The following is a 26,046-nucleotide window of genomic DNA, read 5'->3' as shown; positions in this document are numbered from 1 at the left end:
CGCGTGGCCCGGCTCGAAGTGTCGCATCGATTCGACCGCGCTGCAGGCGGGTTGTAAGCCGTCGCCGGCCGTGCGAACGGCGCCGTACTCGCGCATCGGGCTCCCGGGAATGGACATCGCGCCCCTTAAAAAACCCCTTGACTATCTATCTACGAGTAGATAAAGTTCGATCCATGGAAACGAAACCGACCGTCCGCGAACAGATTCTCGACCACGCGATCACGCTGATGATGCAGCGCGGTTACAACGGCTTCAGCTATCGAGACCTGTCCGACCTGGTGGGCGTGAAGACGTCGAGCATCCACTACTACTTCCCGTCGAAGGACGATCTCGTGCTGGAAGCGGTGGCGGCGTACAGCGACGAAGTCCTCGCGGCCGTGCGGGCGATCGATCCGGCGTTGCCGGCCGACGTGAGGCTGAGCCTATACACGAAGATGTTCGGCCGCACGCTCGGTGACGGCAATCTGATCTGCCTGTGCGGGATGCTCGCGGCCGACATCGAAACGCTGCCGGAGAACGTGCGGCAGGCCGTGCAGGCGTTCTTCACGGCCAACGAGCGCTGGCTCGCGGAATTGCTCGCGCAGGGCGCGAAGGAAGGCACGCTGCAGTTCAGCGGCGAGCCCGACACGGCGGCGCGCACGTTGTACGCGGCGTTTCAGGGCAGCGTGCTGGCCAGCCGGCTGTTTCACACGCGGGCGCGTCTCGAGGACGTCGAGGCCGTCTGGAAAACGCGGTCCTGACGGGCGGCGCAAGCAGTGGGGCGGTTCGCCGCCCTTTTAGTGGATTTTGCTATCTATCATGTAGTAGATAGATGGCTGGCGCAGATGGATCGACCATCTGCATTTTTTGGGGATGTTTATCTATCTATGAGTAGATAAATTGACGCGAGGTCGGCGGAGAAAACGCCGGCACGCGGTCCCCGGTTCGAAGGCTGTTTCATTCATTTGCTGAAAAGGAGTCTGTCATGTCGATCGAAAAAGTGCTGTACCGCGCCCATGCAAAAGCCACCGGCGGCCGCGACGGCCGTGCGACGGTGCCCGAAAGCGGTCTCGACCTGAAGCTGACCACGCCGCGCGAGCTCGGCGGCGCGGGCGGGGCGGGCGCGAACCCCGAGCAACTGTTCGCCGCCGGCTACAGCGCGTGTTTCATCGGCGCGATGAAGTTCGTCGCGGCGCGCGACAAGATCGCGATGCCCGCGGACGCCGCGATCGAAGGCAGCGTCGGTATCGGCGCGATCCCGAACGGGTTCGGCATCGAAGTGGAACTGAAGATCTCGCTGCCCGGCCTCGATCGTGACATCGCGCAAACGCTGATCGATCGCGCGCACGTCGTCTGCCCGTACTCGAACGCGACGCGCGGCAACATCGACGTCACGCTCACGCTCGTCTGATCGATCGCACTGCAAAACATTCATCGTCATTCGAAGAAATCAACCAAGGAGTCGCACCATGAAGATCGTCAAGCCGCTGTTGATCGCCGCCGCCGTTGCAGCCGCGTTGTCCACCGCACCTGCCGCGTTCGCCGCCGGCACCGGCGCCGACATCGTCCGTCCCGATGCGAAGACGAGCGCGTTCCTCGCCGCGCTGAACGGCCAGAAGGGCCCGGGCCTCGAAACGCTGAGCCCCGCGAAGGCGCGCCAGGTGTTGGTCGACGCGCAGAATGGTGTGAAGGTCGATCTGTCCGGCATCGACGTGTCGAACCGCACGATCGAGCAGGACGGCCTGTCGGTGCCGGTCACGATCGTGCGTCCGCAAGGCGCGACGGGCACGCTGCCGGTATTCGTGTTCATCCACGGCGGCGGCTGGGTGCTCGGCGATTTCCCGACGCACGAGCGCCTCGTGCGCGATCTCGTCGTGCAGTCGGGCGCCGTCGCGGTGTTCGTGAACTACACGCCGTCGCCGGAAGCGCGTTACCCGGTCGCGATCAATCAGGCGTATGCGGCGACCAAGTGGGTGGCCGCGCACGGCGCGGAGATCGGCGTCGACGGCAGCCGCCTCGCGGTGGTCGGCAACAGCGTCGGCGGCAACATGTCGGCCGTCGTCGCGCTGATGGCAAAGGACAAGGGCGGCCCTGCGATCCGTTTCCAGGGGCTGATGTGGCCGGTCACGGATCACGACTTCGACACCGGTTCGTACCGTGCGTATCGGCAAGGCCACTTCCTGACGCGGCCGATGATGAAGTGGTTCTGGGACGCCTATACGAAGAACGAAGCGCAACGCAACGAGATCTACGCGTCGCCGCTGCGTGCGAGCCTCGCGCAGTTGAAGGGGTTGCCGCCCGCGCTGATCCAGGTCGCGCAGTTCGACGTGTTGCGTGACGAAGGCGAAGCATACGGTCGCAAGCTCGACGCGGCCGGCGTGGACGCGACGACCACGCGCTACGACGGCACGATCCATGATTTCGGTCTGCTGAACGCGCTGGCCGACGATGCACCGACGAAGGCCGCGATCAAGGCGATGGCCAATGAAATCGCGACGCGGCTGAAGTAACGCGATCGACGGTCGATCGAATCCGAACGGCGGGACGGTGGGCACGTGCCCGCCGTTTTCGCATGAAGGAGGGCGTCCCGCTCATGCCCGGCCGCGCGTCGGTCGAAACGGTCGAACGGCGATCGCGCAATCGCACGATCGCGCCCGGCCGCCGGCATTGTTGGTACGATCGCGCGTATCGTTCACGCCGGCGTCGCAATTCGCCGGCTCATCGGCCGTACGGCTGCACGCCAGCGCGGCCACGTTCGGGAGAAGCGGTTCATGTTGCAGGCGTTCGCGGTCTTGCTGATCTTCCAGTGTCTCGGGGAAGGGGTGTCCTATTTGTTCGGCCTGCCGGTGCCGGGCCCGGTGATCGGCATGCTGCTGCTGTTCGGCTTCGTGATGCTGCGCCCGCAGGTGGCCGATGCGATCGAGCCGACCGCGCTCGAGCTGCTGCGTCACCTGTCGCTGCTGTTCGTGCCGGCCGGCGTCGGCATCATGGTGTCGGCCGACCGCGTGCGCGGCGACGCGGTCGCGGTCGTCGTCGCGCTGGCCGTCAGCACCACGCTCGCGATCGCGGTGACGGCGCTCGTCACGCGTGCGTTGCTGCGACGCCAGCGCCGCGCGAGCGGCACCGCGGAGGGTGCGCAATGACGGCCTTCCCGAAGCTCGGCGCGATCTGGGTCTATCTCGCCGCGAGCCCGCTGCTCGGCCTGACCATCACGCTGGTCGCGTATCTGTTCGCCCAGGCCGTCTATGCGCGGGCGCGCTTCAACCCGCTCGCGAATCCGGTGCTGATCGCGGTCGCGGTGATCGTCGTGCTGCTGACGCTCACGCATACGCCGTATCCGACGTATTTCGAAGGCGCGCAGTTCGTCCATTTCCTGCTCGGCCCCGCGACCGTCGCGCTCGCGTTGCCGCTGTACCGCCAGTGGTCGAAGCTGCGGCGCACCGCGCTGCCGTTGCTCGTCGGCCTGCTCGCGGGCTCGCTGACCGCGATCGTGTCGGCGGTCGGTATCGCCGCGCTGTTCGGGGCGTCGCACCAGACGATCGCGTCGCTCGCGCCGAAATCGGCGACGACGCCGATCGCGATGGCCGTCGCCGCCGAGATCGGCGGCATTCCGTCGCTCACGGCCGTGCTCGTGATCTCGACTGGGATCTTCGGCGCGGTGTGCGCGCGCGGGATCCTCAATCTGCTGCGGGTCGACGAGCCGGCCGTGCGCGGCTTCGCGCTCGGCGTCGCGTCGCACGGGATCGGCACCGCGCGCGCGTTCCAGGTGAGCGAGGAGGCCGGCGCGTTTGCCGGGCTCGGGATGGGGTTGAACGGCGTGCTGACGGCGTTCGTCGTGCCGATCCTGCTGCCGGTGCTGTCGCGCTGGATCTGAGCGCGCGGCCGCCGGGGTATCGGTTTCCCCGATGGCGCGGACGACAGGCCGACGGGATGGCGCTCGCGGCGCGCATGTATCGTCGGCGTTATCAGGAGAATTCAGGAACGCCCAAGGACATTTGCGCAGCGATCGGCTAACGTTGCATCGGCGCCGTTGTCGCAAGCCGTCGCGTGCACGCCGGTGTCCGACCCACACTCAACAATCGACAAGGAGATCGGCCATGAAGCAGTCTCGCGTGGTTTCGGTGGCAGTAGCGGTAGCGGCGTCGTTCGGTCTGTTGTTGACCGCCGTGCCGACGGCATACGCGCAGGATCCGGCGTCCGCGCCGGCGCAGAAGCAGCTCGACAAGGCGCAGAAGAAAGCGGCACGCAAGGCGGCCCGCGCGCGGCACGCGTCGGACCTGAAGGCGATCGGCACCGGCAGCGGCTACCGGTTGACCAACGACCAGAGCAACTATCCGCAGAACGCCGTGCAAAAGGCGCCCGCGACGAACGCGGCGCCGGCCGCACCGGCTTCGGGCCAGTAACGGTCGAAAGCGTTGCACAGGACGAACGGCGCCGGCCGACCCGGCGCCGTTCGTTCATGTGCGGAACTGCGGGGCCGCGGAGCCGCCGCGTTACGACGCGAGCTTGCTCGCGAGTTCCGCCACGTGCTTGCCCTGGTAGCGCGCGATGTCGAGTTCGTTCGCGCTCGGCTGGCGGCTGCCGTCCGCACCCGCGAGCGTGGTCGCGCCGTACGGCGTGCCGCCGGTGATTTCGTTCATGTTGACGAGCCCGCTGCACGCATACGGCACGCCCACGATCACCATCCCGTGATGCAGCAGCGTCGTGTGGAACGACGTGATCGTCGTTTCCTGGCCGCCGTGCTGGGTGCCGGTCGACGCGAACACGCTGCCGATCTTGCCGACGAGTGCGCCTTTCATCCACAGGCCGCCCGTCTGGTCGAGGAACGTGCGCATCTGGCCGGCCATGTTGCCGAAGCGGGTCGGCGTGCCGAAGATGATCGCATCGTAGTCGGCGAGTTCGTCCACCGTGGCGACCGGCGCGGCCTGGTCGACCTTCACGCCGATCGCGCGGGCCTGGTCGACGGGGATCGTTTCCGGCACGCGCTTGAGCGTGACCTCGACGCCGGGCACCGATTTCGCGCCCTCCACGACGTGCTGCGCCATCGTTTCGACGTGCCCGTAGGACGAGTAGTAAAGAACGAGAACCTTGGCCATGTTGCGAATCTCCGATTAAAGGGGCCCCGCGGTCAGCGGAGCCCGGTTTCCCGAACGGGCATCACGCCCATTCGGCCGTCACTTCGACCGGACGCAGGTCGAACACCAGCACTTCGGCATCCTTGCCGTTCGCGATCGTCAGCGCCTGCTCGCCGCGGATGCGCGCGCCGTCGCCTTCGCCGAGCGTCACGCCGTTGACCGTCACGCTGCCGCGCGCCACATGCACGTAAGCGAAGCGGTTCGGATCAAGTTCCAGCGTAGTGCTTTCGTCGCCGTCGAACAGGCCCGCGTAAATCCGCGTGTCCTGGCGGATCTTCAGCGAACCGGCGTCGCCGTTCGGCGACACGACGAGGGCGAGCTTGCCGCGCTTGTCGTCGGCCGCGACATTCGTCTGCTGATAACGCGGCTCGGCGCCCTTTTCGGCCGGCCCGACCCAGATCTGCAGGAAGTGGACCGGCGCATCCGGCGAATGATTGAACTCGCTGTGGCGCACGCCCGTGCCCGCGCTCATCAGTTGCACGTCGCCCGGCACGATCACCGAACCGGTGCCCATCGAGTCCTTGTGTTCGAGCGCGCCTTCGAGCACGTACGACAGGATTTCCATGTCGCGGTGCGGGTGCGTGCCGAAGCCGCGGCCCGGGGCGACGCGGTCGTCGTTGATCACGAGCAGATCGGAGAAGCCGACTTGCTTCGGATCGTAGTAATTCGCGAACGAAAACGTATGACGGGAGCTGAGCCAGCCATGCTCCGCACGGCCACGTTGGTTTGCTGCACGGATGTCGATCATGATTTTTCCTTCAAGTCGCCGGGCCTCGGAAGTGGGCCCGGCCGTTCGTTGAGATGAATCTTAGGTCAATCGATTTGACAAATAAATCGCTGTAGAGATAATGACTGTCGCTATGGAGTGGACAATATGGAACTCAACGACCTGAGGATCTTCGTCGCGACCGTCGACGCAGGCAGTTTCACGGCGGCGGCCGACCAGCTGATGCTGTCCAAGCAGTTCGTCAGTCGCCGCACGATGGCGCTGGAGGCGTCGCTCGGCGTGCGGCTTCTGCATCGCAATACCCGCAATCTCGCGGTGACCGAGTCGGGGCAGGAGTTTTATGTGCGCGCGCAGCGCATCCTCGCGGAGATCGCCGACGCCGAGCAGGCAATGTCGGTGCGCAGCACCGAGCTGCATGGCTCGCTGAAGATCAGCGCGCCGCTGTCGTTCGGGATCACGCACGTGTCACCGCTGATCGCCGAATTCCTGTCCGCGCACCCTGCCGTGCGGCTGAACCTCGACCTGACCGACCGGCGCGTCGACCTGATCGGCGAAGGCTTCGACCTCGTGCTGCGGATCGGCTCGCTCGAGGATTCGACGCTGATCGCACGACCGCTCGGCGCGTGGCGGATGATCGCGTGCGCGAGCCCCGCCTACCTGAAGCGGCATGGCGCGCCGCAGACGCCGACCGATCTGGCCGGCCATACGTGCGTGCTGTACGGACGCGAGCGGCGGGTCGGCTGGGAATTCCGCGTCGACGGCGCGGCGCGCACGTTCGACGTGCAGGGGCCGCTCGTCGCGAACAACGGCGAAGTGGTGCGCGACGCCGCGATCGCGGGGCTCGGCATCGCGCTGCTGCCGCACTTCATCGTCGGCGCGGCGCTCGACAGCGGCGAGCTCGTGCCGGTGCTCGACGCGTACGCGCCGCCGCCGATCACGCTCAATGCCGTGTTTCCGCAGCACCGGGAGGGGTTCGTCACGCTGCGCACGTTCATCGGGTTTCTCGCGGAGCGGCTCGGGCAGCCGGCGCCGACGGGCGCGAGCGGGGCGGGCCGGGCACGGTAGCCGGCCGCTTTGCGGTGAATGAGGCGATTAATCTCCGTAAAATCTGCGGAGATTGTTGAGTCGTGCGGTGTATCGGTGGATAATCTCCGCATCATGAGCGGAGATTACACCTATATCTGGGAATCGGCCGACTGGCCGGCATGGCGCTTCGATCTTCCGACCCTCGCCACGCCGCTCGCCGACGTCAGCCGTGCGCAAGGCATGCTGGCCGGCCGACTGGCGGATGTCGGCCTGGCGTTGCGCGACGAAGCGAGCTTGGCCGCGCTGACGGACGACGTCGTCAAGACCAGCGCGATCGAAGGCGAGAACCTGAATGTCGCGTCGGTCCGGTCGTCGATCGCGCGCCGGCTCGGCGTCGACATCGGCGCGCTCGCGCCGGTCGATCGCCATGTCGAAGGCGTCGTCGACATGGTGCTGGATGCGACGACCCATGCGGCCGCACCGGTCACAGAAGCGCGGTTATTCGGATGGCATGCCGCGCTGTTCCCGACCGGCTATTCAGGGCTGTCGCGGATCACGGTCGGCGGGTGGCGCTCGGATGCGAGCGGGCCGATGCAGGTCGTCTCCGGGCCGATCGGCCGGCAGCGCGTGCATTTCGAGGCGCCGCCGGCCACCCGCCTGACGCACGAGATCGAGCGCTTTCTCGCGTGGTTCAACGCGCCGCCGGCCGAGCCCTTGCTGATCCGGGCCGGTCTGGCCCACCTGTGGTTCGTCACGCTGCACCCGTTCGACGACGGCAACGGTCGCATCGCGCGCGCGCTCGGCGATCTGGTTCTGGCACGCGCGGACCGAAGCCCGCAGCGTTTCTACAGCCTGTCCGCGCAGATCCAGCGCGAGCGCAACGCATATTACGACGCGCTGGAGCGCACGCAGCGCGGTTCGCTCGACGTCACGGAGTGGCTTGCGTGGTTTCTGAACACGCTGGGCCAGGCCATCGATCACGCGCACACGACACTCGATGCGGTGCTGATCAAGGCGCGCTTCTGGCAGCGATGCGCGGGCGTCGCGATGAACGAACGCCAGGTCAAGGTCATGAATCGCCTGCTCGACGGCTTCGAAGGGAAGCTGACGACCACCAAGTGGGCCGCTCTCGCGAAATGCTCGCAAGACACCGCGCTGCGCGATATCACGGAGCTCGTGGAGCAGGGCATGTTGCGTCGCTCGGCGTCCGGTGGGCGGAGCACGAGTTACGAGCTGGTGCCGTTCGACGGCTGACGTCATTGCCGGCTCGTCTCGTCCTGCGCGCGAAGGCGCCGTGTATGGCCGATGCGGCGAGTGCGATTGCGGCACGCGTGGGGCAGGTCGCCGCGCGGCGCATCCGGCTCCGGTCGATGGAAGACGACGGGCCGACCGGGCGTGACGGCGCTCGGGCGATCGTGTTCATCGGGATCGTCGGTTGCGCGACGAAAGCTGCGTTGCGCGACGGTATCGTGCACCGCGGCACCGCCGCCGACATGGTTGCGACGACATCGAACGTCGATTGATCGGCGTCGGGCATCCGGGTTACGCTTCGGCGGGCGGCGGCATGCGCTGCATGCCGGGCCGGGCGTTTTTACCTCGAATGTCGCGTGCAGGTCGCTTCTACAGGCGCGCGACGCAGCGACGATCAAGCCGATGACCACCGAGAATCGACCGAATGCGCGCGGGCAAGCCGCGATGTCCGCATGTGAAACGTCGCGCACGCAGTTGCCGTCCATCGCGGCGGCCGCGCTGCTGATGCTGGTGCCGGTCGCCGCGCTGGCGGCCGGCTTCGACTGCGGGAAGGCCGCATCGCCCACCGAGAAGACGATCTGCGCGAACCCCGTACTCTCGAAGCTCGACGGCGATCTGTCGGCCGCGTGGAAGAGGACGCTCGCGAAGGGCGGCGATACGGCCGCGCCGAAGGCCGCGCAGTTGAAGTGGCTCAAGCAGCGCGACCAGTGCGGCAGCGATGCGTCATGCCTGGGCGATCGCTACCGCGAACGGCTCGCGAGCCTGAACGGCACGCCGCTCGCTGCCGATCGCTGGCAGCAGACGTGGTACCTGACGAGCGACAACCCGTCGGTCGGCGGCGTGCTGACGTTCACCGGCACGGTGCCGCGCCTGCATTTCGAGCTGAGCGCCAACAACGGCGCGAATACCGGCGGCCTCGACGGCGACATCGTGCTGCACGGCGACAGCGGCATCTACCGCCAGAACCAATGCCGGCTCGACTTCGACCGGAAGGGCGGGCGCATCCGCGTTACGCAACAGGGTGCCGATTTCGATTGCGGCGCCGGTGCGGGCGTCACGTACGCGGGCAACTACGTGGCCGCCGCGCAGTCGCAGGCCAACCCGAAAGCCGACCTGCTGAGCCTCAAGGTCGTCGCCGACGCACGGCAGAACGCGATTGCGCACAAGCTGCTCGGCGCCGATTATCAGACGCTCGTCGACATGGTCAACGTCAGCGCCGACGAGAAGGATCTCGACGGCCTCGGCGCGCACGTGACGTCGTACTGGGTGCGCGGTATCGCGACGACGAACGCGGCGATGGTGATGCGCCGCGGCACCGATCTGTGGATCGGGCTGCTCGTGTTCGATGCAAAGAACCACGTCCGGATGCGTTACTACTCGAACGTGCCCGCGTGGAAGAAAACCGTGCCGAAGACGATCAACGCGTGGCACGACACGCTCGACAAGACGCTGCCGGTCGACGTGATGCAGTAAGCGGAGCGCTGGCCCGCTATTTCTTGCGCGCCGCGTGCGCCTGCGTCCGCGTGGGCGGCGCCGCCGATTCCCGTATGCGCAGCTCGGGCAGGACGGCATGGCCGGGCCCCGTTGCGCCGTTCTCGAGCGCGTTAAGCAATGCACGCGCGGCCTGGCGGCCGATCGCGTCGGTGTCGACCCACATCGTCGTCAGCGACGGCCGGATCTCGCGCGCGAGCGCGACGTCGTCGAAGCCGGTGATCGACAACTGCGTGGGCACGCCGATACCGAGCGCCTGCGCTTCGAGCAACGCGCCGAGCGCGAGCGCGTCGTTGCCGCAGATCACGGCGGTCGGCCGCGTCGCCGCATCGCTGCCGACGATCGCCCGCAGGCTCGCCCGCCCGAACGCGATCGTGGCCGCGCCTTCGTGCTGATGCACGGGACGCACCGCGAGCCCGTGCGCGGCCAGCGTGTCGTGAATGCCGCGCAGGCGGGCCTGCACGCGGTCGTTGTCCGTCGACGGCTGCATGACGATCGCGAAATCGCGGTGGCCGAGGTCGAGCAGGTGCGTGGTGAGCCGTGCGAACGCCGCGCGGTTGTCGAAGCCGATGCAGCAATGCGGGCTGTCGTCGCGGTACGCATACGTGACGACGTACGGCACGCGATGCATCGCGAGGAGTTCGAACAATTCCGGCGGATACGCTTCGCCGACCAGCGACACGGCTTCCACGCCGCGCGACAGCATCGCGCGTACCTGCGCGAGCGCTTGCGCGGGATCGTAGTTCGAGCAGCCGAGGAACAGCGTGATGCCGTGCTCGGCCATGACCGTCTGCATGCCGGCGACCTGCGACGCGAACACCTGGTCGTCGAGGGTCGGAATGATCGCGCCCGTGATGTGAGTGCGCGTGGATGCGAGCGCGCGACCGGCCGCATTCGGGATCCAGTTCAGTGCGAGCGCCGCGTCGCGCACGCGCTGCTGCACGTCGGCCGATACCTTGCCGGGATCGTTGTACACGCGCGAGACGGTCGCGGTCGATACGCCGGCCAGTTTCGCGACGTCGCCGAGCACCGAGCGGCCGCTGCCGCGGCGTGCCCGGGACGTGCTCATCGGCCGTCTCCGCGCGTGGCGGCCGTGCCGCTGCCGTGTGCCGTCAAAAGCGTCATTGTTTACCCTCGATTCGTGATGGCCCCGCTTGCATTCTCGAGCGAGCCTGCGAGAATGTAAGCGCTATCTTGCTGCAGCCTTCCTATTATGTCAGACACCTTCTCGATCCGTATGGCCAAATTTTCCGAGACGACGACCTATCCGGTCATTTTGTCGACCGCGAATGTAAGCGATTACATCAAGCCATGAACGGTCTCCGGTCACCGCATATCGCCGTCGTCGGCAGCGTCAACATCGATCTCGTCACGCGCGCGCCGCGCCTGCCGGTGCCGGGCGAGACGCTGCTCGGTACGACGTTCGAGACCGTTCACGGCGGCAAGGGCGCGAACCAGGCAGTCGCGGCCGCGCGCCTCGGCGCATCGGTCGCGATGATCGGCTGCGTCGGCGACGACGCGTTCGGTGCGCGCCTGCACGGCGCGCTGGCGGCAGAGCGCATCGACGTGACGCACCTGCACCGGATCGGCGGCACGGCGACCGGAGTCGCGACGATCACGGTCGACGACGGCGGCGCCAACAGCATCGTCGTCGTGCCCGGCGCGAATGCGTGCGTCGACGCCGACCGGATCGACGCGGCGCGCGACACGATCGTCGGAGCCGCGCTGCTCGTGTGCCAGCTCGAAATACCGATCGCCAGCGTGGCGCGCGCGATTGCCTGCGCCAGCGCGCACCACACGCCGGTGTTGCTCAATCCCGCACCCGCACAGCCGCTCTTCGATGCGCTGCTGGCGCGGGTCGACTATCTCGTCGTCAACGAAACCGAGGCCGAGTCGCTGACCGGCATCGCCGTGGGCGACGATGCATCGGCCGCGCGCGCCGCCGATGCGCTGTGCGCGAAAGGCGTCGGCAACGTGCTGGTCACGCTCGGCGCGCGCGGCGTTTGCTGGCGCGGCAGCGCAGGGAGCGGCCGCCATCGTGCGATGGCGGTGGTGGCCGTCGATACGACCGCGGCCGGCGACACGTTCGTCGGCGGGTTCGCGGCCGCGCGGGCCGGCGGCGCGTCGATGGACGACGCGATCGGCTTCGGCCAGCGTGCGGCCGCGATCAGCGTCACGCGTCACGGCGCGCAGACGTCGATTCCGACGCTCGACGAAGTAAACCGTATGGATGCCTGAATTCCGCACACGACGGAACGGCCGAACCCGGCCGAGACCAGTGACATGGAGACAATCGACATGAACGACAACCAACCTGTTTCGCACGCGCCGCCACGGATTCGGCGCGGTCAACGCATCGCGCTCGCGCTGTTGATGGCGAGCGGGATCGTCAACTATCTCGATCGCGGCACGCTGGCCGTCGCGAGTTCGGCGATCCGCGGCGATCTCGGCCTGTCGCTCGCGCAGATGGGGCTGCTGTTGTCGGCATTCTCATGGAGCTATGCGCTGTGCCAGTTTCCGGTCGGCGGGCTGGTCGACCGCATCGGCCCGCGCCGGCTGCTCGGTATCGGGCTGATCGTCTGGTCGTTCGCGCAGGCGGCCGGCGGCGTCGTGTCCAGCTTCGGCTGGTTCATCGTCGCGCGCATCGTGCTCGGCATCGGCGAGGCGCCGCAATTCCCGTCGGCCGCGCGCGTGGTGAGCAACTGGTTTCCGCTACGCGCGCGCGGCACGCCGACGGGCATTTTCAATGCCGCGTCGCCGCTCGGTACCGCGCTTGCGCCGCTGCTGCTGTCGGTTCTCGTTGCGTCGTTCAACTGGCGCTGGGCGTTCATCGTGACCGGGGCGCTCGGCCTCGTCGTCGCCGTCGTATGGTTCGCGCTGTATCGCGATCCGGTGCGCGCGCAACTGTCCGCCGCCGAACGCGGTTACCTCGATGCCGATGCGCAAAGCGTCGTCGCGGCGCCGAAGTTGACCTTCGCCGACTGGCGCAGCCTGTTCTCGCACGGCACGACGTGGGGGATGCTGATCGGCTTCTTCGGATCCGTGTACCTGAACTGGGTCTACCTGACCTGGTTGCCCGGCTACCTGACGATGGAGCGGCACATGAGCCTGATCCGAACGGGGTTTGCCGCATCGGTGCCGTTCCTGTGCGGGTTCGTCGGTTCGCTGGCCGCCGGCTGGCTGTCGGATTTCGTCACGCGCCGCAGCCGGTCGCCGGTCGTGAGCCGGCGCAATGCGGTGGTGGCCGCGATGCTCGGGATGGTCGCGTTCACGATTCCGGCCGCACTCGTGCAGAGTAATACGATTGCGCTCGCATGCATTTCGGTGGTGATCTTTCTCGCCAACGCGGCATCGGCATGCTCGTGGGCACTCGCGACGGCGGCCGCGCCGCCGAGCCGCATCGCGTCGCTCGGCGCGATCCAGAATTTCGGCGGCTTTATCGGCGGCGCGCTTGCCCCGATCCTGACCGGCGTCATTGCGCAGAAGTGGTCGTTCGTGCCCGCGCTGCTCACCGCGGCGGCGATCGCGTTCGCCGGTGCGATGGCCTACCTGCTGCTCGTGCGCAAGCCGATTCCCGAACAGGCCGCGAACGCCGCGCCCGGACCGTTGCCGGCGTAATCGTGCAGCCTGCATTCGCATTCACTGAAGGAAGGAGAAACCGATGCAACACTCGCAGCAATCGAACGTGACCATCGAGGGGATCGTGCCGGTGATGCTGACGCCGTTCGACGACGCCGGCTCGATCGACTACGCGGGGCTCGAGCGGCTCATCGAATGGTATCTGGCGCACGGCTCGGATGCGTTGTTCGCGGTCGCGCAATCGAGCGAGATGCAATTCCTGAGTCTGGCCGAACGCGCGGAACTCGCGCGCTTCGTGGTCGAGCGGGTGGCCGGGCGCGTACCGGTCGTCGCGTCGGGCCACATCAGCGACGATATCGACGCGCAGGTCGTCGAACTGTGCGCGGCGGCCGAATCGGGCGCGCAGGGCGTCGTGCTCGTGACCAATCGTCTCGATCCGCAACGCAAGGGCAGCGCCGCGTTGCTCGATCATCTCCGCAGGCTGCTCGCGCGACTGCCGTCGGATCTCCCGCTCGGCCTGTACGAATGCCCGGCGCCTTACCGGCGGCTTCTCTCGGACGACGAGCTGCGCGCGTGCATCGATACCGGCCGGTTCGTGATGCTCAAGGACGTGAGCTGCGATCTCGCCACGGTGAAGCGGCGCGTCGCGCTTGCCGCGGGGTCGCCGCTGAAGATCCTGAACGCGAACGCCGCGATTGCGTGGGACGCGATGAAGGCCGGGTCCGCCGGTTTCAACGGCGTGTTCACGAACTTCCATCCCGATCTCTATCTATGGCTGCGTACGCGAGGCGAGTCGAATCCGGCGCTCGCCGACGAACTGTCGACGTTCCTGGTCGTCTCGGCGGTATCGGAGGCGCTGGGCTACCCGGCGCTCGCGAAGCTCTATCACCAGCGGATCGGCACATTCGGATCGATCAAATGCCGTGCGATCGACTACGACGTGCGCGAACGATTCTGGGCGCTCGACGCGGTGCTCGACAAGATCGTGGCGGGCACCGAACATTTCCGCCGGCGGATCGCTGCGTCGTGACGGAGGACGCGCGCCGCGCCGGCAGCGCGGCGCGTGATCGCATCGCGTGCCGTGCGTGCGGCCGGCACGCCGGTTTCTGCTGAAACGATCCACGTTGCGCGACGCATGCGATTGCGGCGAAATCGTCGCGACGCCCGATCCCGTCGATGGCGGCAACACGTGCCGCCGCGCCGTCCGGCCGTCATCCGGCGGCCATTCACTACGTCACGAACTCGAACCGCCCGCGGTCGGCGAGCGCGGTATCGACGCTCGTCCGGCCATCCTGCCGCGCGTCGCATCGACGATGTCTGGCGGACCGTCGACATGTTTTCTCACACGGCGAGAAAAGCGCACAAATCTGCGCAATTCCGCGCCCGTCCGTCGTAGCGGTTCGTAATACCATGCCGCGGAGTGATTTTTACCGACGAACCGCTGAAGCCGCATTCGCCCATGCAACACGTGACGACGACAAGCCAGCCGCCGATCCTGGCGGCGCCGGTTGATGCCATGCTGCGCGCCGTGATCGACGAGGTCGTCCATCGGAGCGTGTCGGAGGCGACGACGCGCAGCGGCTACATGCGCTGCGCCGACTATGCGATCGTCGGCGCGCAGGTGCTGACGCTGCTGACCGGGAAGCCTTATCGGCCGTTCGCGGGCGGCGAGGTGATGGATTTCGGCGGCGGCAACCTGTATGCGCTGTGCACGACGCGCGCGCGGCGCCGCACCGCGCGGCATCTGTCGCAACTCGCGCGGTATCACTGCTGGGTCGAGGCGCGCCACGACGACGTGGGCGGGCGCACGCGCAAGGAGATCGTCGACTTCACGCTGCGCCACGACGAGACCGTCGCGAACCAGCTGGGCATGCCGTTCGCCCGTGCCTACCAGGCTTATTTCTGGGGCTGGGAAGACGAGCACACGGTACCTGCCGAGTTGCACGACCATCCGGTATTCGCCAAGCGGGGCCCGGTGTGGCGCTGGGCCGAGCGCGAATGCACGTCGCTGCTGCGCGCGTACGAGCACGAACGCCCCGGCTATTTCGGGCGTCAGGTATCGCGTGCAATCGAATTGTTTGCCGACCGTGTCGAAGGTCTCGGCTGACGCGTGCCTGTTTCAAGGACGACTGCGGGCCGGTTGCCGGCCGCGACGAGGCGAAGCCGGCGGGCGCTGGCGCGCTGCCGGGCGTGAACGATGTCGCCGGGCCGCGCACACCGCGCGACCCGCTCACTTCCTGGACAGCGTGCCGCTACTATTCGCACCGCCAAACAATCGCGTCAGGTATTGCGAGTGGGTGTTCATCCGGGTCATCAGCGTGTTGAGCGCGGTGAATTGCGCCTGATACTGCCTGGTCAGTTGCACGGCATAGTCGGACAGATCCGACTGTTGTTGCGCGACACGTTTCAGATCGGCGCTCAGTGCGGTCGTGCGCACGTCGATCATCCCGTTCTTCTTCGTGAACTGCGTGACCTGCTCGGCCAGGCGCGTGCCGATCCCGTTCTCCGGATTGAACAGGCGCGCGACCCCGGACGGATTGGCGGACAGCGCGCTGTCGAGCTTCGCGCCGTCGACGTTCAGCGTGCCGTCTCGCTCGAGCTTGATGCCGATCGACAACAGGTTCGCGTGTCCGTTGCCCTTCTCGGCGACGCCGCCGCTGTCCACCCCGCGCGCGACGATCGACGCCAGCGCGTTGCGGATCGTGTTCAGCGTCGAATCGCCGATCAGCGTGCCCTGCGAGCTTGCGCCTGCCGTGTAGCTCGACAGCGCGCCCATCGTCTTGACGACCGTGTTGTACAGACTCACGAAATGCGTGATCGTCGCGGCCTGCGACTTCGTGTCGGTGCTGATCGTCAGCGTCTGTGTATCGGTCGCGCCGACCGCGGCCGCCGACAGGTTCAGCGTGATGCCGGTCAGCACGCCCGACACGGCGTTGCTCGCGCTGGTCGATGCGATCCCGTTGAGCGTGAACTTCGCATCCTGCGCGACGGCGCTCTGCCGCCAGGCGGCCGCACTGTTCGCCGAATCGATCGTCGACGCGCCGCCGGACGGGGCGACCGTCGACGTGACGCCGAGATTCGACAGGCCGGCGTCGTTGGACACGTTGCCGACCGCGACGCTGATCGCATTCGCCGCGCCCGTCTTCGACGACGCGAGCACGAGGTGCGCGCCGTCCGTGCCGTTGATGACCGTCGCACTGATCCCCGGGTTGCCCGACGCGCCGTTGATCGCCGCCGCGATGCCCGCCAGCGTGTTGTTGGCGTTGCCGATTTCGACCTTGAACGACTGGCTGCCGAGCGACAGCGTCAGCGTGCCGGTGCCGAGCGCCTTGCTGCCGTTGAAGCCGGCGGACGACAGCGCCTGCGCGGTCGCGATCTGTGTGACGCCGACCGTGTAGGTGCCGGCGACCGCGCCCGCGCCGGCTGTCGCCGTCAGGCCCTTGCCGCTCGCGACGGCGTTGAACGTCGACTGCAGTGCGCCATTCTTCAGCGGCGTCAAACCTGCCTCCAGCGCGCCGAGCGCCGACGACAACGCGCCGAACGCGGAAATCCGCGTGTTGCCGTTCGTTTGCGAAGCGGCGAGCATCGCGGCCCGCCCGGCCGTTTTCGCGTTCACGAGCGTCTTGACGAGCGAGCCGACGTCCATCGCCGGATTGCCGGTCGAGCCGTTGATGATCGATTGCGCCGCCTGTTGCATCAGGCTGTTCGCGTTCGCGCCGCTGTTGACGGGCGTGTTCGTTGGCATGGGTGAGCTCCGGTTGAAAGACGATTCAGTGGCGAACGGCGGTCGAGTCGGCCCGCGGCGATCGGGCGGGACGCATGGCGATTCGCGTGCATGCCGCTTTCTCGTATGGCGCGGGGCGTGGGTCGCGGACGTGTCGGGAAAACGGGCGAGCGAATCGGTGCGCTATCGTATTCTCAAATCGGTATTAATTAGTCGTTTTTTGTAAAGATTCCTGGGAGGATCGTGAATGGATGAGTGGAAAGTGCGGAGCGTGCTGTAAATGCGTGCCGTTTCCTCTCAGCACATAATATTTGTCGTATTTATTAAGGAATTTTAGGCGGAGTAGAAGTTTGCGAAGGCAGGAATGTTTGGCGACATGCTCTTTCGTCGATTTCGCTGAACGGCAGGTGGACGAGACGTGTGATGGTGGATTCCAGGCGTTTCTGTCGGGAAGAGAATTTCGGGTGCCATGTTCTTGAACTCGAAAAATGAAACGAGGGGTGCGGGTAAAACGGGCGATTAACAGGAATGACGGATGAATTGAGGCGTTGCGTGCTATCGGACGCGGATGAATCACTGGCGCAATGCGCCGTTTTGATGACTGCGTTCCAGTTCAATTCGAAAATATCGCCGATTCCCGTAACGTAAAGAAACGAGCATCTTTCGTGTTGCCGAAACAGGGAGGCCGGCGGTTTGCATGGCCGCCCAGGCATCGCATAACGGGGCGGCCTTCCGTGATTGTCAACTCATTCGAGACAGCGAATCATATTTGGACGGATTGATGATTTGCGACGGGACAGTAGACTGCACCCGTGCTTCGCGGGAACCGATCCCGAACCCGCCGCCACTCGCGGCGTTACCGGACGGATGTTGCGGCGGCAGGTCACGCGGCTTGCCGTCCGATCGAGCGAAGAGTGGTCCGTAGCCGGCATGGCGTGCCGATTGGGCGCGTCGCGGCACCGGATGCATCGAACCGTCAATTCAAGGGTGATTGCTATGCGTTACGTTTCGCTGGAGTCGAAGAAGGACGAGCTGCTGCTGGCGGCTCGCGTACTGATGATGATCCTGTTCGTGCTGTTCGGCTGGCAGAAGCTGAACGGTTTCTCGGGCACGGTCGCGTATATGGCGTCGACGGGGAACCCGGCGCCCGAGCTGGCGGCCGCCATCGCGGTGGCGGTCGAACTGGTGGGCGGCGTGCTGATCGCGATCGGTTTCTATACGCGTCCGCTCGCACTGGCGTTCGCCGCTTATACGCTCGCGACCGCGCTGATCGGCCATCGCTACTGGGCGCTGCAGGGGATGGAGCAGTACATGGCGATGATCAACTTCTACAAGAACGTGAGCATCATCGGCGGGCTGTTGTTGCTCGCGTTGATCGGGCCGGGGCGGTATTCCGTTGACCGGAAGTAACGCGGAACGGCGTTTCCGTTCGGTATTGGGAGCCCGGTGCGCGTACGCGTGCCGGGTTTTGTTTTTGCGGGCGACGGTGGAGTGAGGGCGTGTGCCGAAGCGCAGCACGCGGCGCAGCCGGTCGCGGCCGGAATCCTCATCGTCGATCGCGTACTGCACGAAGCCGTTGGTCGGCGCGATATGGACGACGAACTGGGCGAAGAACGGAGTCGATCCTGTTCCCGACCCGACGCGAGCCGCTCATGTCATCCAATAAGCCCGATAATCCACGCGTTTCCGTGATTCATCGCCACCATGCCAAATCGATCGTCGGTACGCAAAACCATCCTCCTCATCGGCGCTTCGGGCCTGCTGGGCCGCGCGGTCGCCGCGTCTTTGTTCCGCGAACCGTCGCTGACGTTGCTCGCCACCATCCGGAACCCGCAAACCGCCGGCGCGAAGCTGCTCGCATTGCCAGCCGAGAACATCGCCGAACTCGATGTTCTCGACCAGCCGTCGCTCGAACGCGTTTTTGAAACCCACCGGCCCGCAGCGGTGATTCTCTGCGCCGCCGAGCGCCGCCCCGACGTCTGCGAACGCGACCCGGCCGCGGCCCGCGCGATCAACGTCACCGCACCGGCCCGCATCGGCGCGCTCGCCGCGCGATACGGCGCCTGGACGCTCGGCATCTCGACCGACTACGTCTTCGACGGCCGGGCCGCCCCCTACCGCGAAGACGCGATCCCGAATCCGCTGAACATCTACGGCCGTACCAAGCTGGAAGGCGAGGCCGCGCTCCTCGTCGCGTCGCCGCTGTCGTGCGTGCTGCGCCTGCCACTGCTCTTCGGCCCGATCGCCGACTGGCGCGAATCGGCCGTCACGAGCCTCGCGCCGGCCGTCGTCGCGTCGGCGCGACCGGGTGCCGATGCGGTCGGCATGGACGCATGGGCGATTCGTTACCCGACCTATACGCCCGACGTCGCGCAGGTCATCCGCGACCTGACGCTGCGTCATCTCGCGGGCGAAACCGTCACGGGGATCCGCCACTGGTCGAGCGAGGAGCCGATGACGAAGTACGAGATCGCGCAGCGAATCGCTGCCGCGCTCGGCATCGCCGCGTCGCTCGCGCCGATCGACCAGCCGACCGACGCGACGCCGCGCCCGTACGACTGCCATCTGGACGCGGCGCGCGTGCGCGCGCTCGGGATCGATTACGCGACGCCGTTCGATACGGCGCTGCGGACCGTGCTGCGCGATGCGCCGCAGTCGCCGTAGGATCGATACCGCGCGCGGCTCGCGGCGTCCCGCCGACATCGACGAGCCCATTCGCCGAGGATCGTACAGCCGTTCACCGCTCGCTCGGGGGCCAGGCCGTGCTCGACAGCGCCGCGCGCTTCCCGCTGCACGCGGGCGTCGTCGCGCGCGACGATGTCGCGGCGTTTCCGACGCAAGCCGCGCCGGTGCGGCGGAAGTTCGTCGAGATCACGGAGCCGGTCGCCGCGCGCCCGATGGATTTTCGGTTCCCGCGGCCGTTCACGGGGCTCGGCGTGAGCGCGAAGGCGGGCAACGAGATCGCCCGCGACGGCGACGACGCGATCGTCACGCTTCACGACGACTGCACGATCGTGCAGCCGTCGATGCGCCGCCTCGACGAGAACGTCGCGATGAGGCGGCGGATACAGCCATCCGTCCCGGACGAACCGGCGGACATCGACGCGGGCGAGAAACGCAAACGACGTGACCCACCTGGCGATCGAATTCAGAATTTGTCTAGTCATCCTTGAGATTCGGCCTGCCGAGCTGCACCAAACGTGTGCCGAAATTCCCTGCAACGAGGCACGTCAAAGCCCTTTAATTAGGGGATTTCCCGCGTTTCCCCGGTTTTTATTGATCGCTGCTTGTCTCGCTGTTTTTCTTCTTGCATGCTTGTATAGACAAATTCCTGAGGCGGCTTGCTGGCACCGAAGGGATGGCGAACCTCAACGCAAGGAGAAAGCTCGTGAACGGCAAGCGCATCAAATGGGCAATCAGGACGATCGGCGTCATCGCGGCAGCGGCGGCAACGCTTGCGGCACCGGTGCAGGCAAAGGAATGGAAGACGGTGACGGTCGCGCTCGAAGGCGGCTACGCGCCGTGGAACCTCACGCTGCCGGGCGGCAAGCTGGGCGGTTTCGAACCGGAACTGCTCGCCAACGTGTGCGAGCGCATCAAGGTGCAGTGCAACATGGTCGCGCAGGACTGGGACGGGATGATTCCCGGCCTGCAGGCCGGCAAGTTCGATATCCTGATGGATGCGATTTCCATCACGCCGGAGCGCGAAAAGATCCTGCTGTTCTCGCGTCCGTATGCGGCGACGCCGGCGACGTTCGCCGTCACCGATACGAAGATCCTGCCGAAGGCCGCGCCCGGCGCGCCGATCGTCAAGCTGACGGGTGACGCCAATACGGACAAGCCCACCGTCGACACGCTGCGCAAGCAATTGAAGGGCAAGACGATCGGGATCCAGTCGGGCACCGTCTACACGAAATTCATCAACGACAGCTTCAAGGACATCGCGTCGATCCGCGTGTACAAGACGTCGCCGGAGCGCGATCTCGACCTGGTCGCCGGGCGCATCGATGCCTCGTTCGACGATGTCACGTACTACGCGGCGAACAACGCGAAGAAGGACAACGCATCGATCGTGCTCGCGGGGCCGAAGCTCGGCGGCCCGATCTGGGGGCCGGGCGAGGGGCTCGCGTTTCGCAAGCAGGATGCCGACCTGAAGACGAAGTTCGATACGGCGATCGCCGCGGCGCTCGCGGACGGCACCGTGAAGAAGCTCGCCGACAAGTGGTTCAAGACCGACGTCACGCCGTAAGCGCGCGTTCGGCCGCCGCGTAAGTTCGTCGAACGGCGCGCGGCGGCACGCATCCAGCGGATTCACTCAACGCATGCCGGGAGGCACGCATGGCGATTCTTGAAATGCTCGGCTTCGGATCCGAAGGCTGGGGCGGTGTGCTGCTGCTCGCCGCGCTGATGACGGTCGCGCTGACGCTTGCCGCGCTCGCGGTCGGCGCGGCGATCGGCGCGGCGATCGCGGCCGCGAAGCTGTCGCGCTACCGCACCGCGCGCCTGCTCGGCGATCTGTATACGACGGTATTTCGCGGCGTGCCCGAACTGCTCGTCATCTATCTGTTCTACTTCGGCGGCTCGACGCTCGTGACGACCGTCGGCCAGTGGTTCGGCGCGGAAGGGTTCATCGGCGTGCCGCCGTTCGTGATCGGCGCGCTCGCGGTCGGGATGATCTCGGGCGCCTATCAGGCCGAGGTCTATCGCGCGGCGGTGCTCGCCGTCTCGAAAGGCGAGCTCGAAGCGGCACGCTCGATCGGCATGCCGCGCGCGATGGTGCTGCGGCGCATCCTGGTTCCGCAGGTGCTGCGCTTCGCGTTGCCCGGTATCGGCAACGTGTGGCAACTGAGCCTGAAGGACTCCGCACTGATCTCGGTCACCGGTCTTGCCGAGCTGCTCCGCACGAGCCAGATCGCCGCCAATTCGACGCACCAGTACTTCGTATTCTTCGTCGCGGGCGGTGCGTTGTATCTGCTGATGACGGGCTTGTCGAACCGCGTGTTCAACCGGGCGGAAGCGATCGTCGGCCGGTCGTTCCGCCGCAATTTCGCGCGCAACTGACGGAGAACGGGCATGTCCATCGATTTCGATTTTCTCGTCGATACGCTGCGCCAGCTGCTCGCGGCCGTGCCGACCACGCTCGGTCTGTTCTTCGCGTCGCTCGTGCTCGGCGGCCTGCTGTCGCTCGTGATCGTCACGATGCGCGTGTCGCCGCACTGGCTGCCGAACCGCTTCGCGCGCGCCTACATCCTCGTGTTTCGCGGCTCGCCGCTGCTGATCCAGATGTTCCTCGTGTATTACGGGCTCGGCCAGTTCGGCGTGATCCGCGAGAGCTTCATGTGGCCGGTGCTGCGCGAGCCGTACGTATGCGCGGTGCTGTCGCTTGCGCTGTGCACCGCCGGCTATACGGCCGAAATCCTGCGCGGCGGGTTGATGGCCGTACCGGTCGGGCAGATCGAGGCCGGGTATTCCATCGGCCTGTCGGGTTTCTCGCTGCTGCGGCGCGTGATCGGCCCGATCGCGCTGCGCCAGTGCCTGCCGGCGTACTCGACCGAGGCCGTGCTGCTCGTCAAGTCGACCGCGCTCGCGAGCCTCGTCACGGTGTGGGAAGTGACGGGCGTGGCGCAGCAGATCATCCAGCAAACCTATCGGACGACCGAGGTGTTCGTCTGCGCGGCCATCATCTATCTGTGCCTGAACTTCATCGTCGTGCGCCTGCTCGGCGCGCTCGAATGGCGGCTCTCCGCGCACCTGCGTGCGCCGAAGCCGTCCGGTGCGCCCGCCGCGGCGACTCCCAATCCCCGGCGCGCCGCATCCTGAGCGTTCCCCGTCCTTTCAGAGAGAATCCGATGAACACCCCAGCTCCCGTTGCGCTGTCGGTCAGAAACATCCACAAGTCGTTCGGCGATCATCATGTGTTGAAGGGCATTTCGCTCGACGCGCACGAGGGTGACGTCATCTCGATCCTCGGCGCGAGCGGCTCGGGCAAGAGCACGTTCCTGCGCTGCCTGAACCTGCTCGAGACGCCCGACGACGGCTCCGTCGCGCTCGCGGGCGAAGCGCTGGCGATGAAGCGCGCGCGCGACGGCAAGCTGCATCCGAGCGACCGGCGCCAGGTCGACCGGATCCGCTCGCAGCTCGGGATGGTGTTTCAGAACTTCAACCTGTGGTCGCACATGACGGTGCTCGACAACCTCGTCGAGGGGCCGCTGCGCGTGCAGAAGCGCAGTCGCGCGGAAGCGGTGGAGGAAGCGGAGGCGCTGCTCGCACGCGTCGGTCTCGCGGACAAGCGCGGCTACTATCCCGCGCACCTGTCGGGCGGCCAGCAGCAACGGGTCGCCATTGCCCGCGCGCTGGCGATGCATCCGAAGGTGATGCTGTTCGACGAACCGACGTCGGCGCTCGACCCCGAGCTGGTCGGCGAGGTGCTGCGCGTGATGCGCTCGCTGGCGGAGGAGGGGCGCACGATGCTGGTCGTCACGCACGAAATGGGTTTTGCGCGCCACGTGTCGAATCGTGTGATGTTCCTCCATCAAGGCGAGGTCGATACGGACGGGACGCCCGACGACGTGTTCGGCGGGCAGACCTCCGAGCGCTTCCGGCAATTCGTGTCGAGCCATCACGACCGCACCGCGAACTGAGGCTGCCATGACCCTATTCCGTGCGGCGCAGCCGCTCGACTGGCGACAGGTTGCGGCCGTGGCGGCCGGCGAGCCGCTGGCGTTGGCCGACGATGCGCGCACGCGCGTCGTCGCCGCTCGCGAACTCGTCGACGAGATCGTCGCGCGCGGGATTCGCGCATACGGCGTCAATACCGGCGTCGGCGCGCTATGCGACGTGATCGTGTCGCCGGCACAGCAGAGCACGCTGTCGCACAACATCCTGATGAGTCACGCGGTGGGCGTCGGCATGCCGCTCGGCGCAGCCGAAACGCGCGCGATCATCGCGGCCGCGATCAACAACTATGCGCACGGGCATTCGGGCGTCCGCGCCGACGTCGTCGAACAGCTCGTCGCGCTGCTCGAGCACGATTGCCTCCCCGAAGTGCCGGCGCATGGCTCGGTCGGGTATCTGACCCACATGGCGCACGTCGCTCTCGTGTGCGTCGGGCACGGCCATGCGCGCCATCGCGGCGAACGCGTGCGCGGCGACGAGGCGCTGCGGCGCATCGGCCGCGAACCGCTGGTCCTCGGCGCGAAGGAAGGGTTGAGCCTGGTCAACGGGACGCCGTGCGTCACGGGGCTGGCGGCGTTGGCGCTGGCCCGCGCCGAGCGGTTGCTCGACTGGGCCGACTGGATCGCGGCGATGAGCTTCGAGAACCTGGGCGGGCAACTCGCCGCATTCGATTCGGCTTCGCTCGCGTTGCGGATTTCGCCCGGTATCGGGCAGGTCGGCGCGCGTTTGCGCGCGCTGCTGGCGGACAGCGGCATGCTTGCCGCGGCGAGCGGCCGGCATACGCAGGATCCGCTCAGCCTGCGCACGATTCCGCACGTGCACGGCGCGGCGCGCGACGTGTTCGACGTCACGGCGGAGGTCGTCGATCGCGAACTCGCGTCCGTTACCGACAATCCGATCGTGGCCGGCACGCGAGAGGCGCCGGCCGTGCATTCGCAGGCGCATGCGGTCGGCGCGGGCATCGCGCTCGCGATGGACAGCCTCGCGGCGGCGATGGCCCAGGTCGCGGCGATCGCCGAGCGGCGTCTCGACCGGCTCGTGAATCCGCTGGTCAGCGGGCTGCCGGCGTTTCTTGCCGCGCCGGGAGGCAGTTGTTCGGGTTTCATGATCGCGCAGTACACGGCGGTCGCGCTGGTCGCGCAGAATCAGCGGCTTGCCGCGCCGGCGAGCCTCGACGGCGGCATCACGTCGGGGCTGCAGGAAGATCACCTGTGCCATGCGACGCCGGCCGCGCTGAAGGCGCTCGACATCATCGAGAATACGACGCGCGTGCTCGCGATCGAGCTGCTGGCCGCCGCGCAGGCGTACGACCTGCAGCCGGACGAAACGGGGCGGGCCGCATCGACCGACGCGCTGTGGCGGCATGTGCGCGCCCGCGTGCCGGCTTATCACGACGACCGGCCGCTCGCGGACGATATCGCGATCGCGGCCGGCATCGTCGCCGGTGTGCCGCCGCCGTTGCAGTGACGACGGTCGAGGACAGGCCGATCACCCACCATTCATTCGGTCGAGGGCGCATGAGCGAAACGGAACGCAAACTTTCCGCACGGCCGGCGTTGGCGTCGGCCGACACCATACCGGCGCGGGCGTTGCCCGCCTATCAGCAGATCAAGCGCTACGTCGTCGAGCGGATCGCGAAGGGCGACTGGAAGCCCGGCGCCGCGATCCCGACCGAGGCCGAACTGGTCAAGGAATTCGGCGTGGCCCGGATGACGGTGTCGCGCGCGCTGCGCGAACTGACGGCCGAGCGCGTGCTGACGCGCATCCAGGGGGCCGGCACGTTCGTCGAGCGCCGGCATTACGAGTCGACGGTGCTGGAGATCCGCAACATCGCGGACGAGATCGCCGAGCGCGGCCATCGGCACAGTGCGCGCGTCCTGCTGATCGAGCGCAGCGTCGACCCGGACGCGATCGATGCGCTCGGCCTGCGCACCGGGCCCGTGTTTCATTCGCGTATCGTGCATTACGAGGAGGACGAACCGATCCAGTTCGAGGATCGCTACGTCAATCCGGCGTTGTTTCCCGCGTATCTGGAGCAGGACTTCACGATCGAGACACCGAATCATTACATGGTGCGCCTGGCGCCGATCCAGCGTGCGGAGTTCCGGATTTACGCGGAGAAGCCCAATGCGCAGGTGCGTCGGCATCTCGTGATGGAAATCGGTGAGCCGTGCTTGCTGCTGCGACGCCGTACGTGGGTCGGCGAGCAGGTCGCCACGTCGGTCAGACTGTGGCATCCGGCGTCGCGGTTTCATCTGGCGGGCACGATGTAGGGAAGCGGGGCGAACCCGGGCGGAGCGGACCGTTTGCCGTTTCAGCCGGCGATGGCCGATGCAGTCGCATGGGTCGTGATGGAACCCTGCCGTACCTGCATCGAAAGGCGATACACTGCGCGAGTTCCCGGCGGCCATAAGCGCGGCGCCACCGCGCATCGTCCGGCTCGGTTTGACACCGGGCAG

The 26,046-nt window shown here is 66.9% G+C and carries 27 protein-coding genes; 22 read left to right on the top strand and 5 right to left on the bottom strand.

The window, feature by feature from the left end; translation table 11 throughout:
- The first annotated feature begins 173 nt into the window (after positions 1–173).
- The 6 genes from WT53_RS09270 to WT53_RS09245 all read left to right on the top strand — a co-directional run bounded on the left by WT53_RS09270 (position 174) and on the right by WT53_RS09245 (position 4,382).
- Entirely contained in the window at positions 174–740 is a 567-nt protein-coding gene (locus tag WT53_RS09270; RefSeq protein WP_059781952.1) for a TetR/AcrR family transcriptional regulator, read from the top strand.
- A 224-nt stretch (positions 741–964) separates the two neighbouring features.
- Complete coding sequence (locus tag WT53_RS09265) at positions 965–1,390, top strand: organic hydroperoxide resistance protein (RefSeq protein ID WP_034208878.1); 426 nt, start codon at positions 965–967, stop codon at positions 1,388–1,390.
- Between the two features lie 58 nt (positions 1,391–1,448).
- On the top strand, positions 1,449–2,489 hold the full coding sequence (locus WT53_RS09260; RefSeq protein ID WP_060259390.1) for an alpha/beta hydrolase: 1,041 nt from the start codon (positions 1,449–1,451) through the stop codon (positions 2,487–2,489).
- Between the two features lie 261 nt (positions 2,490–2,750).
- A complete protein-coding gene (locus tag WT53_RS09255) occupies positions 2,751–3,122 on the top strand; it encodes a CidA/LrgA family protein (protein WP_059826881.1) in 372 nt (123 codons plus the stop codon).
- Entirely contained in the window at positions 3,119–3,853 is a 735-nt protein-coding gene (locus tag WT53_RS09250; protein WP_034208881.1) for an LrgB family protein, read from the top strand. Before WT53_RS09255 ends, WT53_RS09250 begins: the two co-directional genes overlap by 4 nt.
- A 223-nt stretch (positions 3,854–4,076) precedes the next feature.
- Positions 4,077–4,382: a hypothetical protein gene (locus tag WT53_RS09245; protein WP_060259387.1), complete on the top strand. Its 306-nt coding sequence runs from the start codon at positions 4,077–4,079 to the stop codon at positions 4,380–4,382.
- A 90-nt stretch (positions 4,383–4,472) separates the two neighbouring features.
- On the opposite strand, the gene wrbA is transcribed toward WT53_RS09245, so the two are convergent.
- Positions 4,473–5,075, bottom strand: coding sequence for an NAD(P)H:quinone oxidoreductase (gene wrbA, locus WT53_RS09240; protein ID WP_034208883.1), 603 nt, complete (start codon positions 5,073–5,075; stop codon positions 4,473–4,475).
- Between the two features lie 61 nt (positions 5,076–5,136).
- The gene (locus WT53_RS09235; protein WP_034208884.1) at positions 5,137–5,862 is read right to left on the bottom strand and encodes a pirin family protein; all 726 of its coding nucleotides are present in this window, start codon (positions 5,860–5,862) and stop codon (positions 5,137–5,139) included.
- Between the two features lie 126 nt (positions 5,863–5,988).
- Here WT53_RS09235 and WT53_RS09230 point away from each other — a divergent pair, with 126 nt between their 5' ends.
- The 4 genes from WT53_RS09230 to WT53_RS09215 all read left to right on the top strand — a co-directional run bounded on the left by WT53_RS09230 (position 5,989) and on the right by WT53_RS09215 (position 9,591).
- Positions 5,989–6,906, top strand: coding sequence for a LysR family transcriptional regulator (locus WT53_RS09230; RefSeq protein ID WP_060259382.1), 918 nt, complete (start codon positions 5,989–5,991; stop codon positions 6,904–6,906).
- A gap of 93 nt (positions 6,907–6,999) precedes the next feature.
- On the top strand, positions 7,000–8,121 hold the full coding sequence (locus WT53_RS09225) for a Fic family protein (protein ID WP_179949003.1): 1,122 nt from the start codon (positions 7,000–7,002) through the stop codon (positions 8,119–8,121).
- Between the two features lie 44 nt (positions 8,122–8,165).
- Positions 8,166–8,390 (top strand): hypothetical protein, encoded by a 225-nt coding sequence (locus WT53_RS09220; protein WP_060259379.1) that lies wholly within the window; start codon positions 8,166–8,168, stop codon positions 8,388–8,390.
- Positions 8,391–8,520: 130 nt separating this feature from the next.
- Positions 8,521–9,591 (top strand): lysozyme inhibitor LprI family protein, encoded by a 1,071-nt coding sequence (locus WT53_RS09215; RefSeq protein ID WP_373558444.1) that lies wholly within the window; start codon positions 8,521–8,523, stop codon positions 9,589–9,591.
- A 16-nt stretch (positions 9,592–9,607) separates the two neighbouring features.
- Here the strand turns inward: WT53_RS09215 and WT53_RS09210 are convergent, their stop codons facing one another.
- Complete coding sequence (locus WT53_RS09210; protein WP_034208887.1) at positions 9,608–10,678, bottom strand: LacI family DNA-binding transcriptional regulator; 1,071 nt, start codon at positions 10,676–10,678, stop codon at positions 9,608–9,610.
- A gap of 242 nt (positions 10,679–10,920) precedes the next feature.
- On the opposite strand from WT53_RS09210, the gene rbsK reads away from it, so the two are divergent.
- The 4 genes from rbsK to WT53_RS09190 all read left to right on the top strand — a co-directional run bounded on the left by rbsK (position 10,921) and on the right by WT53_RS09190 (position 15,295).
- Positions 10,921–11,847 (top strand): ribokinase, encoded by a 927-nt coding sequence (gene rbsK, locus WT53_RS09205; RefSeq protein WP_060259375.1) that lies wholly within the window; start codon positions 10,921–10,923, stop codon positions 11,845–11,847.
- Between the two features lie 60 nt (positions 11,848–11,907).
- Positions 11,908–13,227 (top strand): MFS transporter, encoded by a 1,320-nt coding sequence (locus tag WT53_RS09200; RefSeq protein ID WP_034209451.1) that lies wholly within the window; start codon positions 11,908–11,910, stop codon positions 13,225–13,227.
- Between the two features lie 43 nt (positions 13,228–13,270).
- The gene (locus WT53_RS09195; RefSeq protein ID WP_060259370.1) at positions 13,271–14,218 is read left to right on the top strand and encodes a dihydrodipicolinate synthase family protein; all 948 of its coding nucleotides are present in this window, start codon (positions 13,271–13,273) and stop codon (positions 14,216–14,218) included.
- Positions 14,219–14,647: 429 nt separating this feature from the next.
- Positions 14,648–15,295, top strand: coding sequence for a hypothetical protein (locus tag WT53_RS09190; protein WP_060259427.1), 648 nt, complete (start codon positions 14,648–14,650; stop codon positions 15,293–15,295).
- A gap of 123 nt (positions 15,296–15,418) precedes the next feature.
- Here the strand turns inward: WT53_RS09190 and fliD are convergent, their stop codons facing one another.
- A complete protein-coding gene (gene fliD, locus WT53_RS09185) occupies positions 15,419–16,933 on the bottom strand; it encodes a flagellar filament capping protein FliD (RefSeq protein ID WP_034208891.1) in 1,515 nt (504 codons plus the stop codon).
- Positions 16,934–17,908: 975 nt separating this feature from the next.
- Between fliD and WT53_RS09180 the strand changes: the two genes are divergently transcribed.
- Together WT53_RS09180 and WT53_RS09175 are read left to right on the top strand one after the other, a co-directional pair.
- Positions 17,909–18,322, top strand: a complete 414-nt coding sequence (locus WT53_RS09180; protein WP_034208892.1) for a DoxX family protein — start codon at positions 17,909–17,911, stop codon at positions 18,320–18,322.
- A gap of 294 nt (positions 18,323–18,616) precedes the next feature.
- Positions 18,617–19,576, top strand: a complete 960-nt coding sequence (locus WT53_RS09175; protein ID WP_034208893.1) for an SDR family oxidoreductase — start codon at positions 18,617–18,619, stop codon at positions 19,574–19,576.
- On the opposite strand, the gene WT53_RS33425 is transcribed toward WT53_RS09175, so the two are convergent.
- Positions 19,513–20,079 carry a hypothetical protein gene (locus WT53_RS33425; RefSeq protein ID WP_155294494.1) on the bottom strand — a complete coding sequence of 189 codons (567 nt, stop codon included), beginning with the start codon at positions 20,077–20,079 and terminating at the stop codon, positions 19,513–19,515. The two genes, WT53_RS09175 and WT53_RS33425, sit on opposite strands and share 64 nt — an antisense overlap.
- Positions 20,080–20,300: 221 nt before the next feature.
- Between WT53_RS33425 and WT53_RS09165 the strand changes: the two genes are divergently transcribed.
- From WT53_RS09165 to hutC, 6 genes are all read left to right on the top strand, one after another.
- Positions 20,301–21,161 (top strand): transporter substrate-binding domain-containing protein, encoded by an 861-nt coding sequence (locus WT53_RS09165; protein WP_034209453.1) that lies wholly within the window; start codon positions 20,301–20,303, stop codon positions 21,159–21,161.
- Between the two features lie 89 nt (positions 21,162–21,250).
- A complete protein-coding gene (locus WT53_RS09160; RefSeq protein WP_034208895.1) occupies positions 21,251–21,973 on the top strand; it encodes an ABC transporter permease in 723 nt (240 codons plus the stop codon).
- Positions 21,974–21,985: 12 nt separating this feature from the next.
- On the top strand, positions 21,986–22,732 hold the full coding sequence (locus WT53_RS09155; RefSeq protein WP_034208896.1) for an ABC transporter permease: 747 nt from the start codon (positions 21,986–21,988) through the stop codon (positions 22,730–22,732).
- Positions 22,733–22,761: 29 nt separating this feature from the next.
- Positions 22,762–23,553 (top strand): ABC transporter ATP-binding protein, encoded by a 792-nt coding sequence (locus WT53_RS09150; protein ID WP_034208897.1) that lies wholly within the window; start codon positions 22,762–22,764, stop codon positions 23,551–23,553.
- A gap of 7 nt (positions 23,554–23,560) precedes the next feature.
- The gene (gene hutH / locus WT53_RS09145; protein WP_034208898.1) at positions 23,561–25,054 is read left to right on the top strand and encodes a histidine ammonia-lyase; all 1,494 of its coding nucleotides are present in this window, start codon (positions 23,561–23,563) and stop codon (positions 25,052–25,054) included.
- Between the two features lie 50 nt (positions 25,055–25,104).
- Entirely contained in the window at positions 25,105–25,860 is a 756-nt protein-coding gene (hutC, locus tag WT53_RS09140; RefSeq protein ID WP_034208899.1) for a histidine utilization repressor, read from the top strand.
- The last annotated feature ends 186 nt before the right edge of the window (positions 25,861–26,046 follow it).

The sequence above is a fragment of the Burkholderia sp. MSMB2157WGS genome (assembly GCF_001532755.1).
Taxonomy (GTDB): domain Bacteria; phylum Pseudomonadota; class Gammaproteobacteria; order Burkholderiales; family Burkholderiaceae; genus Burkholderia.
This window is presented reverse-complemented; position numbering and strand designations above follow the sequence as displayed.